Source organism: Pseudodesulfovibrio sp. JC047, assembly GCF_010468615.1.
In the GTDB taxonomy this organism is placed as follows: Bacteria; Desulfobacterota; Desulfovibrionia; order Desulfovibrionales; family Desulfovibrionaceae; genus Pseudodesulfovibrio.
The window spans coordinates 23,898-39,035 of sequence record NZ_WUEH01000016.1 but is presented as its reverse complement, the minus strand read 5'-3'; the positions used below and the strand labels follow the sequence as shown (position 1 = coordinate 39,035).

Annotated in this window: 14 protein-coding genes and 1 tRNA gene; 2 read left to right on the top strand and 13 right to left on the bottom strand. The window is 52.4% G+C overall.

Going from position 1 to position 15,138, the window contains the following annotated elements; translation table 11 throughout:
- The first annotated feature begins 13 nt into the window (after positions 1-13).
- Positions 14-2,719, top strand: a complete 2,706-nt coding sequence (locus GO013_RS11430) for a SulP family inorganic anion transporter (RefSeq protein WP_163811231.1) — start codon at positions 14-16, stop codon at positions 2,717-2,719.
- Here the strand turns inward: GO013_RS11430 and rfbD are convergent.
- The 11 genes from rfbD to GO013_RS11375 form a co-directional block, all read right to left on the bottom strand.
- Positions 2,716-3,600 (bottom strand): dTDP-4-dehydrorhamnose reductase, encoded by an 885-nt coding sequence (rfbD, locus tag GO013_RS11425; RefSeq protein ID WP_163811229.1) that lies wholly within the window; start codon positions 3,598-3,600, stop codon positions 2,716-2,718. The genes GO013_RS11430 and rfbD overlap by 4 nt on opposite strands.
- The gene (gene rfbB, locus GO013_RS11420) at positions 3,597-4,616 is read right to left on the bottom strand and encodes a dTDP-glucose 4,6-dehydratase (protein WP_163811227.1); all 1,020 of its coding nucleotides are present in this window, start codon (positions 4,614-4,616) and stop codon (positions 3,597-3,599) included. Before rfbB ends, rfbD begins: the two co-directional genes overlap by 4 nt.
- An 83-nt stretch (positions 4,617-4,699) precedes the next feature.
- The gene (locus tag GO013_RS11415; RefSeq protein WP_163811225.1) at positions 4,700-5,164 is read right to left on the bottom strand and encodes a tRNA (cytidine(34)-2'-O)-methyltransferase; all 465 of its coding nucleotides are present in this window, start codon (positions 5,162-5,164) and stop codon (positions 4,700-4,702) included.
- A 3-nt stretch (positions 5,165-5,167) separates the two neighbouring features.
- Positions 5,168-5,875, bottom strand: coding sequence for a molybdopterin-guanine dinucleotide biosynthesis protein MobB (locus tag GO013_RS11410; protein ID WP_163811223.1), 708 nt, complete (start codon positions 5,873-5,875; stop codon positions 5,168-5,170).
- Positions 5,876-5,896: 21 nt separating this feature from the next.
- The gene (locus GO013_RS11405; RefSeq protein WP_163811221.1) at positions 5,897-6,553 is read right to left on the bottom strand and encodes an ABC transporter ATP-binding protein; all 657 of its coding nucleotides are present in this window, start codon (positions 6,551-6,553) and stop codon (positions 5,897-5,899) included.
- The gene (locus tag GO013_RS11400) at positions 6,550-7,245 is read right to left on the bottom strand and encodes an ABC transporter permease (RefSeq protein ID WP_163811219.1); all 696 of its coding nucleotides are present in this window, start codon (positions 7,243-7,245) and stop codon (positions 6,550-6,552) included. The genes GO013_RS11405 and GO013_RS11400 overlap by 4 nt, the downstream gene beginning before the upstream one ends.
- 62 nt (positions 7,246-7,307) lie before the next feature.
- Complete coding sequence (locus tag GO013_RS11395; RefSeq protein ID WP_163811217.1) at positions 7,308-8,132, bottom strand: substrate-binding domain-containing protein; 825 nt, start codon at positions 8,130-8,132, stop codon at positions 7,308-7,310.
- A gap of 80 nt (positions 8,133-8,212) precedes the next feature.
- Positions 8,213-8,599, bottom strand: coding sequence for a LysR family transcriptional regulator (locus GO013_RS11390; RefSeq protein ID WP_163811215.1), 387 nt, complete (start codon positions 8,597-8,599; stop codon positions 8,213-8,215).
- Between the two features lie 125 nt (positions 8,600-8,724).
- Entirely contained in the window at positions 8,725-9,561 is an 837-nt protein-coding gene (locus GO013_RS11385) for a ThiF family adenylyltransferase (protein WP_163811213.1), read from the bottom strand.
- 3 nt (positions 9,562-9,564) lie between these two features.
- Positions 9,565-9,792 carry a MoaD/ThiS family protein gene (locus GO013_RS11380; RefSeq protein WP_163811211.1) on the bottom strand — a complete coding sequence of 76 codons (228 nt, stop codon included), beginning with the start codon at positions 9,790-9,792 and terminating at the stop codon, positions 9,565-9,567.
- 89 nt (positions 9,793-9,881) lie between these two features.
- Positions 9,882-11,609 (bottom strand): aldehyde ferredoxin oxidoreductase C-terminal domain-containing protein, encoded by a 1,728-nt coding sequence (locus tag GO013_RS11375; protein WP_163811209.1) that lies wholly within the window; start codon positions 11,607-11,609, stop codon positions 9,882-9,884.
- Positions 11,610-11,792: 183 nt separating this feature from the next.
- Here GO013_RS11375 and GO013_RS11370 point away from each other — a divergent pair, with 183 nt between their 5' ends.
- Positions 11,793-12,368: a hypothetical protein gene (locus GO013_RS11370; protein ID WP_163811207.1), complete on the top strand. Its 576-nt coding sequence runs from the start codon at positions 11,793-11,795 to the stop codon at positions 12,366-12,368.
- A gap of 95 nt (positions 12,369-12,463) precedes the next feature.
- Here GO013_RS11370 and GO013_RS11365 read toward each other — a convergent pair whose 3' ends face one another.
- Positions 12,464-14,596 carry a Tex family protein gene (locus GO013_RS11365; protein ID WP_163811205.1) on the bottom strand — a complete coding sequence of 711 codons (2,133 nt, stop codon included), beginning with the start codon at positions 14,594-14,596 and terminating at the stop codon, positions 12,464-12,466.
- A 459-nt stretch (positions 14,597-15,055) separates the two neighbouring features.
- Positions 15,056-15,124, bottom strand: a tRNA-Val gene (locus GO013_RS11360).
- Between the last annotated feature and the right edge of the window lie 14 nt (positions 15,125-15,138).

The window sequence follows — 15,138 nt, the reverse complement described above, 5'->3', positions numbered from 1 at the left end:
TTGGTGGTAGACTGTGGCGATTTTCAAATGCGATTCCTGTGGTTATGAACGCGAAGTCCCGGCACAATTGATCGGGAAAAAGGCACAATGTCCCGGGTGTGGACATGGTGTTGTCATTGTCGATGCGTTTTCGGGAAAAGATTTCGATTCTGAAGAGACACCGTTGGATTCAAGTGAAACGGGTGAGTCGGGTGAGCGCGAAACCTCGCAGCGACGGGCCTTTGATCTTGATGCGGCCATGGAAACTTCTGTTGTACAGGAAATCGACGAGGTGCTGTGTCCTCAATGCGGACATGTTCAGGCCGCCGATTTGGGAGAAATTTGCTCCAAGTGCTCGGCGTTGCTTGAACCCGAACTGGCTGCTGTGACCATTGACGAAAGTGCCATTGATGTCAGTGATCTGGCGGGTCAGGAAGAGGCGCAGGTCTGGGACGAGAACTACACGGAGGACTCGCAGGTTCATGTCGTCGAGCACATGGAAGACCCTGATCGTTGGGTTCTGTTTCGAGGAACGGTGTCTCTCAATCTGTATGCCGGAATCATTTCAGGCGTTTTGGCATTGTTTTATGTGTACTCGCTTTCACTCCTCGCTTCAGCCAATGCGGGAACGTATGAATTCTTGCCATATGTCATTGGCGCAACCCTGACAGGTATTATTGTCGGGAGCGTTTTCAATGCGTTTTTTTCTCGTATTCCATTTGGATTAGTTGGGCCGGAAACGATTTTGGTCTCTGTTGTTTTTCTCTTTGTCGGCAGCATGTATCGCTCCATGGCCGCAGAGTCTGGGGAACTGATTCTCCCGACGCTTTTGGCGGGGGTCGCTCTGGCCGCGCTGTTGACCGGCATAAGTCTGCTCATTCTTTCAAAATTTCGGTTGGGCGAATATGTCCGGTATATTCCGTTGCAGATTGTGGGCGGGGTGATCGGTGCTGTCGGTTTTATTGTGCTTTTGGCAGCCTTTGATTGGATCGATCAGATCGGCCTTGATTGGAGCAATAGTTACACGGTGGTCACATCTTTCGTGCATGGATTTGATGCGGATGTGGCGTTTCGATCTCTTGGACCGAGTCTGGTCTTCGGTGCGGTGCTTTTTTTCGCCATGTGCCGGGCCAAGAATTCTTTTTTCCTGGTCGCATTAATTCTGGCTGCTTCCGGAGCCGGGTATGCGGCAGGCATATGGGGCGGTTCCGATGCGGTGCGAGCCGTGTCAGCACCGATTCCTTTTCCTGATGGACCGAAAATGGTTTTTCCGGTTGAGGTCTTGAATTCGGAGTTCTTTTTTCGAAATATTCAATGGGCAGTCATCAAGGCGAATAGTCTCTACATCGGTGCCATGGTGGTATTGTCCGTTTTGACGGTCATGTACCGAATTACTCGGCTGGAGATCGTGCGAGGACGACAGAGCGACCTCAATGTCGAATATCGGGCCTTGGGGTTGACCAATGTGCTTTCCGGGCTGTGTGGCGGGATGCCTGCATCCTTGACATACGGCCGGAGTCATGGAAGTTACGCCACTGGTGCCCGCGGACCTGTTGCCGGAATCATGGCCGGAATCGTCTGCACTGTGGGGTTGTATTTTGCGGATACAGTGCTTCCACTTATCCCCCGATTTGTCCCTGAAGGGCTGTTGGTGTACGCCGGACTTGACCTGATTCGGGATTGGATGTTTCGGACACGAACTGCGTTTACCAGCCGATCAGAAATGTGTTTGCTTTGGTGCACCTTTTGCGTGACGCTTGTTTTCGGAATTTTGGAAGGGATCGGTTTCGGTGTGGCCCTGGCTTTGATGGTCACTGTGAGTCGGGCCAGCAAGGACGGAGTTGTTCGGAATGTCCTTTCCGGGGCGAATCATCGGAGTAATGTTGATCGGGCGTCCTCGCAACAGCGTATTTTGAAAGAATTTGGCGATCATATTTATATTCTTCGGTTGCAGGGATTCCTCTTCCTTGGCGCAATGGAACGGCTGCTCAAAGGGATTCAGATTCGTATTGATGATCGGGACCAATTGCCGGTCAAATTTCTTATTCTTGATTTTAAATTGGTCAGTGGGTTTGCTTCTGCGGCGGGGATTGGGTTCGATAAATTGCGTCAGTTTGTTGCAGAGGAGGAGTTGGAACTCATTATTACCAATGCGCCTCTGGAGTTGGAAGAACATATGGAGGCGATCGGGCTTGTTGGAGAACGGGACGGGGTCTTTAAATCCTTTCTCAATTTGGACTACGCGCTTGAGTGGTGTGAGAATCGGATTCTTGATGAAGAGAATATGTTGGAGCTGACGGAGTTGACATTGCCGGAGCTGTTGGCTCCGATTTTTCCTGAACCCAAATACATCCCGGCGTTGATGAAAGTACTCAAACGTGAGTGCGTGCGGCCTGGAACAGCCGTTTTCCGACAGGGAGACGTGTCTGATTCCATGTTTTTTGTTGAATCAGGATGTTTGGATGTTGAATTGGAGCGGGATGACGGTAAAGTCTTTCGTTTGAAAAAAGTTGGGCCGGGTGCCGTGTTTGGAGAAATGGGCATTTATACGCTGGCACCACGTTCCGCCACCATTCGGGCTGCGGAAAATTGTGTTTTGTACCGTATGACCCTGACGAAATTGGGTGCGATTGAAGAACGGGCACCAGCATTGGTGACCGTTATCAATCGTTTTCTTATCAATATGTTGTCGGCACGTCTGGTCGATGCGAACAGTCGGGTGCGTGACCTGATGCGTTAGACCGTGTCTGTTCCCAGATGGAGCTGATTGTGAATGTAGTCTTTGAGCGCGTCTTCCCATAATCGTGGGGTCAATCCGGTTGTCCGGGTGTATTTTGAAAGATCCAACACCGAATAGTGCGGGCGGACCGCTTTGGTCGGATAATCACTGGATGGCACTGGCGTGACCGTGCATTTTTTGTCAGCGAGTGTTGCGGCCATACTGGCGAGACCATGCCATGACGTTTGGCCGGAATTGGCCAGATGAAAAACACCTGTGGCTTGTTTTTTCAAAAGGTTGAGCGTGCCGGATGCAATGTCCGGGGCATAGGACGGTGAACCGAATTGGTCATCGACCACGGTCAGCGAGTCATGCGTGTCACATAACGTCAGAATTTTTTCCACGAAATTCATACGGTCCGGTCCGAAGAGCCAGGATATCCGAATAATCAGGGTGTGCTCATATCCCAGTTTGAGCAGACCTCGTTCGCCGTCAGCCTTGCTGATTCCATAGACGGAAAACGGGGTTGTCGGATCGTATTCCGTATACGGTGCAGTCTTGTCCCCCCTGAAAACGAAATCCGTGCTGTAATGGACAAAAGGGATAGAGCGTTGTGCGGCCAGGGCTGCGAGTAGTGGAGGGGCTGTTGCGTTGAGGGCAAAGGCCTTTTCTGCTTCGTCTTCTGCTTGGTCAACCTGTGTATAGGCTGCCGCATTGATGAGGATATCCGGGTCTTTTCTGTTCAGGATCCGTTCTACTGATTTGGGATTGAGAATGTCACAATCGGCGCTACTCAACGCAAGTGGATGTGCGCCGGCTTGGGAAAAGGTGCGGCAGAGAGCTTGGCCGAGCAATCCTGTTTTTCCGCCAATGATGGCGATTGTTTTTCCGGTGAGACTCATGCCGTTCGATCCTCATACCAGGAGTTCATGAATGTGCGGTATTCACCACTTTGCACCTGTTCGAGCCATTCGGTATTGGCTTCATACCAGTCGAGAGTCTTTTTCAGGCCGTCGGCAAAGTTGACTGTCGGGGAAAAACCAAGCTCTTCGTGTGCAAGGGAAAAGTCCATGGCATACCGTTTGTCGTGCCCCGGACGGTCCGTCACATAGGTAATGAGCGATTCTGGTTTGCCCAGCAGGGACAACAAAGTTTTGACGACCGTGATGTTCGGTTCTTCCGCAGCTCCACCGAAATTGTAGGCCTGACCTTCTCGTCCGTGCGTCAATGTCAGCTCAACGCCGAGACAGTGATCGTCGACATAGATCCAGTCCCGTACATTCATGCCGTCACCATAGACCGGCAACTGCTTGTCGGCCTTGGCATTGAGAAACATGAGAGGGATGAGTTTCTCTGGGAACTGGTAGGGACCGTAGTTATTGGAGCAACGGGTGACCAGAATCGGGAAGCCGTAGGTTTCAAAGTACGCACGGGCCATGAGGTCGGCCCCGGCCTTGCTGGATGAATACGGGCTGTTCGGGGCAAGGGGGGTTGATTCGGTAAATTTCCCTGTCGCACCGAGCGTGCCATAGACTTCATCAGTGGAGACGTGCACGAATCGGCCGATCCCGCGTTGACGGGCACATTCCATGAGATTTTGCGCCCCTCCCACGTTGGTGGTGACAAATGGAGAGGGATCGCTGATGGATCGGTCCACATGGGATTCAGCCGCGAAATTGACCACCGCATCAACGGCATGATTTGCCAGGATGTCCATAACCTGATTTCGGTCACAGATATCGCCATGAACAAAGGTGTATCGAGGTTCATTTTGTTCAAGATCGATCAAATTCAGCCGATTTCCAGCATAGGTCAATTTGTCCAGATTGATGATGGACCAGTCTGGGTGTTTGGCCAGCATGAGTCGAACGAAGTTCGTTCCTATGAATCCGCAGCCACCTGTTACGAGAATATTCATATGTATTGTCTGTCCCACATGTTTGGGTTGGTTGTCACAAAGTTTGTTGAATCAGGGCACAATACCGGGCAAGAACGGAAAATTCAAGGAGAGGTTGGGTTGTCCATAATTCCATTGGTCTGCCGCAGGGCTTCAAACAAGAGAATGCCAGTGGCTGTGGAAAGATTCAGGCTTCGGACTTCACCCCAGATCGGAATCTTGATGGTGGAGTGACCAGCCATGAAGTCCGGGGTCAGTCCCCGAGTTTCAGGACCAAGTACGATGGCGTCGTCTGGCCGAAAAGCGAAACGGTGGTGCGATGTGGTGGCCTTGGTGCTGGCCATGACGAGTCTTGGCGGTTGCACCGTCTCCATGAAATCTGTGAAATTCGGGTGAATGGTCACATCGACATGGGGCCAGTAGTCCAGTCCCGCGCGTTTGAGATGTTTGTCGTCAACCGAGAATCCCAGTGGTTCTATGAGGTGGAGCGGGGTTTTGGTCGCAGCGCACAACCGTGCGATGTTGCCGGTATTCGGTGGAATTTCCGGCTCAAAAAGAACAATGCGCATATGTTAAACGTCCAGTTTGATGGTTGCTTTGCCCGGAGAATAGCCTTTAAGCGTGCGGATCATCTCTCGGATCGAAGCGGAAATGATGTCTTCGACAAACGGTTTCATGCCGACTGGCGAACCGTTGATATCGACTTCAATGGAATTGTGCATGGCCAGACACGCTTTGGTCGTGGCTTTTCCGGCTACTATTTGGGTGGCCAAGGCTCGACAGTTGGGGCGTCCGCATGTCCCACAGTCCATGCCAGGCAGGAAAAATCCTTTGTCGAGAATGGTTTTTGCCAGTGGTTCGATGGCGTTATAGGCAGGAATGCCTTCCAATGTCGTTTCGCCATAGGTGGCGATGGCAAGGTCGGGACCAAGCCAGTCCGTACCGTCCGAAAGATCTCCTCGTAAACAGAGCACGCGCGGGAGGTACCCGAGTGTTTTCCCGCCTTCGACAATGAGGACGTCAGCGGTGAGCAGCGGAAGAATATCCGGGAGGAATCGACGATCTGTCCAGTTGACAAAGGTTTCTTCGGGGCTGAGTCCCGCGACCGCGTCACAGACTTCGGCATATTGAGTGGTGTCGGTGTCGGCCCAGTCAAATCCGTGATGACTGAATTTCGCGGCAGCGACAGTCAGACCGGACGCCTTGAAGTGGCGGGCCAATTCCAGGCCAAGGGTCGTTTTGCCGGAATTTTTGGGACCAACGATGGATAGTGCTTTCATGAACCGTCTCCGTGGGAACAACTAGAGTCGCTCGACAATAGAGCCGTGATCGAGATAAATGATACGGTCACTGACTTTGTCGAGCCAATTGAGATCGTGGCTGGCGACGACCAGACTTGTTCCATTGTCTGTTCTCGCTTTGAGCGCGGCCTCCCTGATTCGAGTGGCGCTTTGGGTGTCCAGACTGGCTGTGGGTTCATCCATGAGCAAGACTTTGGGCTTGAGAACCAGACGCGCGGCCAGGGCCACACGCTGCGCCTCCCCACCAGATAACTCGAACCACTGCCTGGAGGCAAATGATTCCGGTGCCAATCCTACCTGGGTCAAGGCATTGTGAACCTTGGTGGTCATATCCGATTTTTTGCGGACTTTCAGCCCATAGGCCACATTCGCATGAACCGTCCGTTTCAGCAGGTATGGCTCCTGAACAAGCAAGGTGACCTGACGGTGAACCGGGCCGGGGGTGTTGGATGTTTCATTCCCCATGAATGCGATGGTGCCGGATGTCGGGGCATCGAGAAAAGCGAGCAAACGGAGTAAGGTGGATTTTCCGGACCCGTTGGGACCGGCGAGACCGATGATGGCTCCCTGTTCGATTTCCAATGAGTCGATGTGGAGCACCTGCCGCCCTGAGAAAACCTGTTTGACGGCGTGAAAAGAGATAACTGGTGTTTTCATTGGACCGCCTTTTTTTTCAGGCCCGAGGCTGCGATATTCACGAGAAGGGCCACAGCGAGCAGGACAATGCCAAGGGCGATACCGACTGCAAATTCTCCTTTGCCTGTTTCCAGGGCAATAGCTGTGGTGATGGTTCTGGTGTGCCATTTGATATTTCCGCCAACCAGCATGGAAATACCGACTTCCGAGACAATGCGGCCATAGGCGGCCATGGCAGCGAGCATGATGGAGAAACGGGCTTCCATGACGGTGGCCCAAAGAATTTGTCGGGGATTCGCTCCCAGCGTAATCAATGTCATGGGGAGCCGTTTGTCGAGACCTTCGACTGCATTGGCTGTCATGGCGATGATGATGGGCAGGCCGAGCAGTGTTTGTCCGATGGCAACGCCCGGAATCGAAAAGAGCAGCCCTGTTCCGCCGAGTGGGCCGTTTCTGGTCAGAAAGGCATAGACCAGCAGGCCGATGACAACCGTGGGAAAGGAGAGCAACGTGTCCACGAGGGTTCGCAGGACTCGTTTGCCGATGAAGGTTTTGTGCCCGAGGAAAAAACCGAGCGGCACACCGATGGTGAGACTGAAGAACATGGAGAGCGAGGACGCGCTCACCGTGGCCCAAATAGCTGAATATGTCTCAGGGTCGCCAGTGAAGAGCAGGACAAAGCCCTGAAGAAAACCTTGAAGCAGATAGTCCATTTAAAACCTTTTTTTGACCGGGAAGACAGAGTCTGCCTTCCCGGTGAATTAACGTATGCTATCTACTGTGCGTTGGGAATGAAAAGCTTCTTGCCCAAGAGCTTGAAGTTGCCAATTGCTTCCTGTGTTTTCGGGGAAGCCATCCATGCGATGAACTGTTTTGCCAGGTCATACTGCGTGTCCGTGCAATGTGCGGGGTTCACAGCCAGTCCACTGTATTGGTTGAAGAGGACCTTGTCGCCTTCGACGAGAACGACCAGCGGCGGGTTGCCTTTGTGGTTGTCAGCGTATTTGATGAAGGTGCCACGGTCGGTCATGGTGTACCCGGACTTTTCGTTGGCAATGTTGATGGTTGGGAGCATTCCCTGACCAGTCTGAACATACCAGGCGTCCTTTTCGGGAACTGCCATGCCAGCGGCTTTCCACAGGGAAAGTTCCTTTTTGTTGGTGCCGGAGTTGTCGCCTCGGCTGGCAAAGGCGGCTTGTTTGGCCGCAATGGTTTTCAATGCGTCTGCGACCTTCATGCCCTTGACGCCTGCGGGATCAGCGGCGGGACCGATGATAACGAAGTCGTTGTACATGAGTTCGGTGCGGTCAACGAGAACGCCTTTGTCCATGTAGGCTTTTTCAGCGGCAGGTGCATGAACCAAAACGACATCGACATCGCAGTTCTCAGCCATTTTCAAGGCTTTTCCTGTGCCGACGGCAACGAATTTAATTTCAACACCGGTATCTTTTTTATATTGTGGGACGATCAGTTCATCCAACAGGCCTGTATTGGCCGTGCTGGTCGTGGTTGCCATCATCAACGCTTTCCCGGCCAAAGCAGGCACTGTCAGGGCAACAGTGAGTATGAGCGCGAGAGAAAATGAAAAGAGACGATTCATTGTGTCCTCCAAAGGTAGGGTTTTATTGGACAAGTGTCCAACAACAGGTGTGTATCCAGCCAAAATTTGGTGATGACGACTTATTGCGTATCGTCGCGATAAAATTCGCCGGATTTTTTGACGTCCATTTGCAGGAGTTCTCCGGCGCGTTTGGTGGCGTAGTCTTCCACGTCGAGATAAAAGCTCAGAAATTTTTCCATCAGCTCTTTGCCATAGGGAGACAAGTTGAATCTTTGGCCCATCCCCTTGGTTTTTTCGACGAGGGGTTGTCCAATTCGTTCTTCGGCGTTTTTGAGTTTGCCCCAGGCCCGTCGATAGGACATGCCCAAGGCTTCGGCAGCCTTTCGCAGGGAACCGAGTTCCTCAACGTGTTTGAGAAGCAGTGTGCTTCCGATGCCGATGTAGGTCTTGTCTTTTTGTTCGAGCCAAATTCGAAGGCGGAGAGTGGTATCCTGTTCTTTTGTCATGATAAAGTGCCAAATCTATGTATTGATGTAAGAAAAAAATATTGAGTCGCTGTTCTTGAAATATATGCAGGAACTTTCGTATTAAGTCAACGGAAGCATAATTTCAGTGCAACGAGAACGCCTTATTAAATCGATATCGTTTCGAACGTCGTCGTGGCAAGGTCCACGATAATCATTGTCTGTTGCATGAGAGAGGGATCGCCAGTCAACACCTTGAAAGTCTGGGTTGCCATGAGGGATGCTATCAGCGCGACCGCAGGAGCCGGGCAACCGAGAATGCCTTCTGCCTCATTATCAACACCCATGATGTCCGCAGGGCCGATATCACCGGGCATGACCACGCCGACATATCCTGTCCATCCGGCCAAGGCACCGGTCACGAGGGGAATGCCGACCTGTGCGGCCGCTTTTTGCAGATGGAGTCTGGATTCCAATCCGCCGAGTGCGTCAATGGCGACAGTGGCTCCTGACAGAAATTCGGGAAGTGATTCTGTAGTGAGGAAGGTGTCTGTGGCTGAAAAGTCGACGGACGGGTTGACCGAGGTTGCGCGGACCATGGCTGTTCGAGCTTTGGATTTATTGAGAGTTTCAATCGTGGAAAGCTCCTGTCTATTCAGGTTGCTTTCTTCGAAGTGGTCGCCGTCGGCGGTCCGAATCGTTCCAACCCCCATCCGAAGGAATTGTTCCAACAAATTCCCCCCGAGGCCCCCGAGACCGACCTGCGCAATGGTTGCTTCCAACAAATTAATTTGGGCATCCGTTGTAAAGGACTGCATATTCCTGAGATATCGGAGTGGATAAATGCCCTCTGTCAAAGCGTGTCGTTCAACATCATGACCAGACATGCCATGTCGTGTCGCCAATGCTGACACGTCGGCAGTCGGGAGGATCGCTCCGGTTTCTCCCCAGGGAAGCAGCGAGTTCTTGGCCGATGCTTGGATCTCTGCGAGAAGATTTTTCATGAATCAACCGCCTCCGACCGGTGGAAATAATCCCACTCTATCGCCGTCATGTAGTTCGGTGTCCAAGTCGGAGCGTGCTGCATTGATGAAAATGAGGGTGACGTCATCTTTGGGGATACCGAGTTTTGCGACGAGCGTTCGAACCGTTTCTTTGGTTTCAATCGGGTACTCATCGCTGTTTTCCGGCAGGAACTGCGCCAATGTTGCAAAGCATTTTATTTCTATTCCCATGAATCCAATCTAGCCATTTGAAGAGAGTGGGTCAACAGACGAAAAAAGGCCGGGGAACCCCCGGCCTTTGCATTCGATGAAGAGAGGAATTACGCTTTGGCGGCCTGAAGCTCGTCTTCGTCATAATCCCACGTGACATTGTGCGGCGGAAGCGGTTCGTTTTCAAAGAAACGGGGCAGCTTGTCGTCCGCCTTGGTGAATCCGGCGCGTTCGTTGAACGCTTGCTCGTCCTGCATGGCCCGAACACCCAGCGCGATCAGATCGTCTGCGGTGAAGGGATTGCCGGTCCAGGCCTGCACCAGATCAGCCATGGTTTGCACACCGTTTTCGGAATCCAGAACCGCAAAGGCCACGAACAGGCAGAAGCCCATGGAATCAATGGCCGCAGTGGCGATCTGCAAGTTCTTGGACAGCTCGATATTGCCGTCTTTTTTGAGGCCGTCAATGGTTCCGCCGACACCGAGCAGGTTGGCAGTCACGCCGTATCCGGCGGTGTGGTCAGCCCCCATGGCCGTGGTGGCGTAGGTCACGCCGACGCCCTTGACCGCGCGCGGGTCATAGGCAGGCATGGATTGACGCTTGACGGTGGGAAGCCGATCAACACCAAACGCTCCACCTGCGAATTGAACACCGTTGCCGATGATCATTCCCATGGGATCGTCTGTTCCGACTTTTTTCAGCAGTTCGATGGCAGCCTTGCCGTCACCCCAGGGAATGATACCGCCATCCATGGCCACTGCAATGGTGTTGCCGGCTTCGATGGTGTCCATTCCCTTTTCGTCACAGATGCGGTCCATGGTGGCGATGTCGTCAAAGTCCTTAATCAGTGCGTTGGCGCCAAATGCCCAAATGGTCTCGTATTCGAAACCAGAGGTCAGGTAGTTGCCGTCAGCGTCGTTATATTGCTGGGAGCACTGAATGATACAGCCAGTGTGACAGCCTTCAGTGGTCTTGCCTTTCCGTGATTCGATGATCTCAGCCATCTTTTCGCCGGAGATATCGGCCGCGTGTTCACATTGACCATAGCGGAAGTTCTTGGTGGGCATGGCTCCCGCCTCGTTCACCAGGTTCACAAGAATAGCGGTTCCGAAACCGGGCAATCCTTCGGATGTGACAGGATGGCCTTTAAGAATCTTGACCCAGGTGGACCGGGCGGTCTTGAACGCTTCGGTATCAACCGGGCCGACCTTGTTGGTGAATTCGGGATCAAGGACAATGGCCTTGATCTTTTTGGACCCCATGACTGCACCGGTGCCGCCACGACCAGCGGAACGAGCCGGACGTTTGTACGGGTCAGTGAACTGGATGGTCGCAGTCGTGCGCACGGTTTCCCCCGCTGGTCCGATGATTGCGGCAATCAGCTTGTTACCGTATTCGTCCAGCAGTTTGTCGTGAGCGGGGTAGTTATCCATACCGACAATATCGGTGGCATCGCGAAATTCAACCTTGTCATCTGTGATGAACAGAGTGGAAAAAGGGGCTTCTTCTGCGGGCTTGTCTTCGAGAATAATGGCAAGCAGGTCCATTTTTGGCATTTTGTGCGCAAACAGGCCGCCGGAGTTGGACTCTTTGATGCCGCCGGTCAATGGGGATTTGGTGCCCACGGACAAACGACCAGAGTTGGCGGCAGTGGACCCTCCCAACAAACCGGTTGCAAAGACGAGTTTGTTCTCTGCGGACAGCGGATGGCAATCTGCAGGAACTTCCTTGTTGATGATGCGGGAGGTCAGAGCGCGACCTCCGAGGTTGACGTAAGGACCGACATCTTCAAAGGTGTACTCTTTGGTACGGCAGTTGATTCTGAGAATCTGAGGCATGAGATTACCCTCTGCTTGAGTTGATATGTATGCGTTCAAGTTGACGCGGTAATAATACCTTAACAAATTACTTGCTTCATATACTCGTTTGAAGAATAATGTCAAAAAAAACAATAGATTGTGTTCGGTCGGACATAATGTAAAGGCCGAGGCGACAGCCGTTTGTCCAACGTGGGGTAAAGAATGAACAATGTTGATTTCCTGAAAATACGAATGGCAGCGACAGCCGTTTCTGGCTGGAATTTTCTTTTGCAAAAAGGCTTTTTCCTGCATGGAGTTTCAGGAATGTCTGTTCGAGAATTGTTGCAGAATGCGTTAGGCTATGCCGATACTTTTATCGATGAAACCGTTCGAACCATTTTTCGCAATAACAGGCCTGTGGACGATATTGATACGGTCTTCGTCCATGATGGAGACAGGTTCGCACTTGGTGGGGCAATGCCCGGCATTGTCGGGATCGTCATGGGGCGGGATAATCCGTATAAGAGTTTTCGGAGTGATATTTCAGTCCACAAGGACCGGAAAGAAAGAACGGCTATTCCCGTGACTGTTTCAATGAAAATTTTCAGCACGCTTGCCGTGGAAACTGCGGTTGATGTCTTGGGGCGCGGAATTGTCGTAGAGCCTGTGATTTTGGCTGACTTTCTTGACGGGAAAGAATCGATGATTGTCGAAGGCGGGGGAATGACGGGATGGGATTTTCTTGCTCGGCTTCGGGCCATGGATGATCCTGTCGGGATTCAGGTGTTTTTTGAATAATCGACGGATTCTTTATTTTTGGAACCGACACAACTGACTGTGCCGGTTCCTTTTTTGGTGGTCAGAGGAAAGTTGGGTGCCGCAATTTTACTGTTTTAGGCGGTTCCGTTTTTTTTCATGCTCAAATTTATTCGGCCCCGTTTTTGGTCGATACCGATAACCGTCACTTCGACTTCACGTCCTGCGGCAACCACGTCGGCAGGATCGCGGACAAAGACGTCCGCCAATTGGCTGATATGAACCAGACCGTCCCGATGAACGCCGATATCGACGAATGCCCCGAATTTGGTGACGTTGGTCACAATACCTGGGAGCTTCATTCCTTCATGAAGGTCTTTGATATCGTGAATGCCTTCGGCAAAGGAAAAGGCACTGAATTCGGCTCGTGGGTCCCGTCCTGGTCGTGCCAGTTCGGCCATGATATCCTGGAGTGTCGGCAGTCCCACGTTTTGAGACACGTAGTTTTCAATGGCAATACTTGTTCTGCGCGTTTCATCCGTGATGAGGTCTTTGACCGTGCAATTGGCGTCCTTGGCCATCTTTTTGACCAGCGCGTATCGCTCAGGGTGGACCGCACTGGCATCCAGAGGGTCTTTGCCTGTCACGCGAAGGAATCCGGCAGCCTGTTCAAAGGCCTTGGGGCCAAGTCGTTTGACTTTGAGCAGTTGGCGACGTGTGGTGAATGGGCCGTGTTCATCCCGATAGGCAATGATGTTGTCAGCCAGGACCGGGCCAAGGCCGGAGACGAAAGCGAGGAGTTCCCGGCTTGCGGTATTCACATCAACACCCACAGAGTTCACGCATCGTTCAACCACGTCATCAAGTCCTTTTTTCAAGGCTTTTTGGTCAACGTCGTGCTGATATTGCCCCACGCCGATGGATTTGGGATCGATTTTGACCAGTTCGGCCAATGGGTCCATGAGGCGGCGTCCGATGGACACCGAGCCGCGCACGGTCAGGTCCAGATCGGGAAATTCCCGGCGGGCCACTTCGGAAGCGGAATAGATGGATGCGCCTGCTTCATTGACCAGTGCCACCGGAATGTCGAGATGCAATTCATTGACAAAACTTTCGGTTTCACGGCCCGCAGTTCCATTTCCAATGGCAATAGCTTCAACGGCATATTGGGAACAGAGCGTCGTCAGGGTGTGTCTGGCGTTGTCCTGTTGTTTTTTTGACCCGGTGGGGAAAATGGTCGTGTGTTCCTTGAGTGCACCTTGGGCATCAAGCACCGTGAGTTTCGCTCCGGTTCGGAATCCGGGATCAAGGGCGAGCACGCGTTTTTGTCCCAGTGGGGCAGCCAAAAGAAGTTCCCGAAGGTTGGCGGAAAAAACGCCAATGGCCTCTGCGTCGGCCCGTTTTTTGACTTCGGCACGGACTTCATTCTCCATGGATGGGCCGAGGAGTCGTTTATAACACTCATCCAAAGCCTTTCCGACTTCGCGGGAGTCCGCTCCAGAGCCTCGCACAATTGATCGATGCAGCAGTCCCGTGGCTTCTTCTTCCGGTGGACGAAGGGAAAGTTTCAAGTGCTTTTCATTTTCGCCTCGAAACATGGCTAACGCCCGGTGTCCGGGGATGCGCGCCAGTGGTTCGTCCCATTCAAACCAATCTCGATAGGTCGCACCAGCGTCTTCCTGTCCTTTGGCAACGCACGATGTGAATCGTCCCCGTTTGACGAACAGTGTTCGCATGGCTGCCCGGGCCTTTGGATTTTCATTGATATTTTCGGCGATGATGTCGCGCGCTCCAGCCAGAGCCGCTTCGCTGTCCGTGACATCTTTTTGGGGATTGATAAACCGTTTGGCTTCGGCGTGGGGATCACAGCCTCGTTGGCTCATCAGCGTGTGAGCCAACGGTTCAAGTCCTCGTTCTTTGGCCATGGCCGCCCGAGTGCGCCGTTTGGGGCGATAGGGCAGATAAATATCTTCAAGTCGGGCTTTGTCCTGAGCGGTTGTGATGGCGTGCTGTAACGCTTCGGTAAGGAGGTCACGTTCTGTGAGTGATGCAAGAATGGCATCCCGTCGTTTGTCGAAGTCTGCCAATTCGAGCAAACGGTCGCGAACCCCGGCGACCTTGACTTCATCCATGGTGCCGGTGGCTTCCTTGCGGTAGCGGGAAATAAAAGGAACCGTCGCCCCTTCGTCGAGGAGTGCGGCCACGGCTTTAACATGTTGCGGTTTTAGCGACAATTCATGGGAGATGGTCTGGATATGCGTGGAGGTCATAAGATTTTCCTTGGCTGCTGAAAAAATGTTCCGTGGTTGAACCGTGTTCCGTCTCCCCTGTCAAGTGGGAGAACATTTGAAGCCGACGAAATTCGTGACCTATTTGTTTTTTAGACGTGAGCAAGGTTGTCCTGAGTCGGAAGACGAGCCGAACAGCATGACAGCACCGAGTACTATAGGGATGCCGATAACCAGGGAAAGAAACACGTCCCACGAGGATAATGTTTCTCCCGGCCCGAGACAAAAGGAGAGAACAAATCCGGCACCAACAAGGCCGATCAGTGTCGCGAAAAAGTTTTGCATGGGGTGTTCCTGTTGTTTCGAATATGGCGTGTCATGGTCCTCGGCCAGATGACGACCATACTGTATGAAAAGACCCTGAGCAAATAGAGAGAAAAGGAGTCTGCACGAAAAAACGGGTGCTTGAATATTCAAGCACCCGTTTCCTTTTGAACAAATTGGTGGGCGATACGGGATTTGAACCTGTGACTTCCACCGTGTGAAGGTGCTAAAGCCCCTTAATCACACGGTAAACCTATGTT

What these genes read in the sequence shown, in the direction of transcription:
- rfbD (WP_163811229.1), bottom strand. Translation starts at nt 3,600, where the DNA reads ATGAGTCTCACCGGAAAAACAATCGCCATCATTGGCGGAAAAACAGGA.
- rfbB (WP_163811227.1), bottom strand. Translation starts at nt 4,616, where the DNA reads ATGAATATTCTCGTAACAGGTGGCTGCGGATTCATAGGAACGAACTTC.
- GO013_RS11415 (WP_163811225.1), bottom strand. Translation starts at nt 5,164, where the DNA reads ATGCGCATTGTTCTTTTTGAGCCGGAAATTCCACCGAATACCGGCAAC.
- GO013_RS11410 (WP_163811223.1), bottom strand. Translation starts at nt 5,875, where the DNA reads ATGAAAGCACTATCCATCGTTGGTCCCAAAAATTCCGGCAAAACGACC.
- GO013_RS11405 (WP_163811221.1), bottom strand. Translation starts at nt 6,553, where the DNA reads ATGAAAACACCAGTTATCTCTTTTCACGCCGTCAAACAGGTTTTCTCA.
- GO013_RS11400 (WP_163811219.1), bottom strand. Translation starts at nt 7,245, where the DNA reads ATGGACTATCTGCTTCAAGGTTTTCTTCAGGGCTTTGTCCTGCTCTTC.
- GO013_RS11395 (WP_163811217.1), bottom strand. Translation starts at nt 8,132, where the DNA reads ATGAATCGTCTCTTTTCATTTTCTCTCGCGCTCATACTCACTGTTGCC.
- GO013_RS11390 (WP_163811215.1), bottom strand. Translation starts at nt 8,599, where the DNA reads ATGACAAAAGAACAGGATACCACTCTCCGCCTTCGAATTTGGCTCGAA.
- GO013_RS11385 (WP_163811213.1), bottom strand. Translation starts at nt 9,561, where the DNA reads ATGAAAAATCTTCTCGCAGAGATCCAAGCATCGGCCAAGAACTCGCTG.
- GO013_RS11380 (WP_163811211.1), bottom strand. Translation starts at nt 9,792, where the DNA reads ATGGGAATAGAAATAAAATGCTTTGCAACATTGGCGCAGTTCCTGCCG.
- GO013_RS11375 (WP_163811209.1), bottom strand. Translation starts at nt 11,609, where the DNA reads ATGCCTCAGATTCTCAGAATCAACTGCCGTACCAAAGAGTACACCTTT.
- GO013_RS11370 (WP_163811207.1), top strand. Translation starts at nt 11,793, where the DNA reads ATGAACAATGTTGATTTCCTGAAAATACGAATGGCAGCGACAGCCGTT.
- GO013_RS11365 (WP_163811205.1), bottom strand. Translation starts at nt 14,596, where the DNA reads ATGACCTCCACGCATATCCAGACCATCTCCCATGAATTGTCGCTAAAA.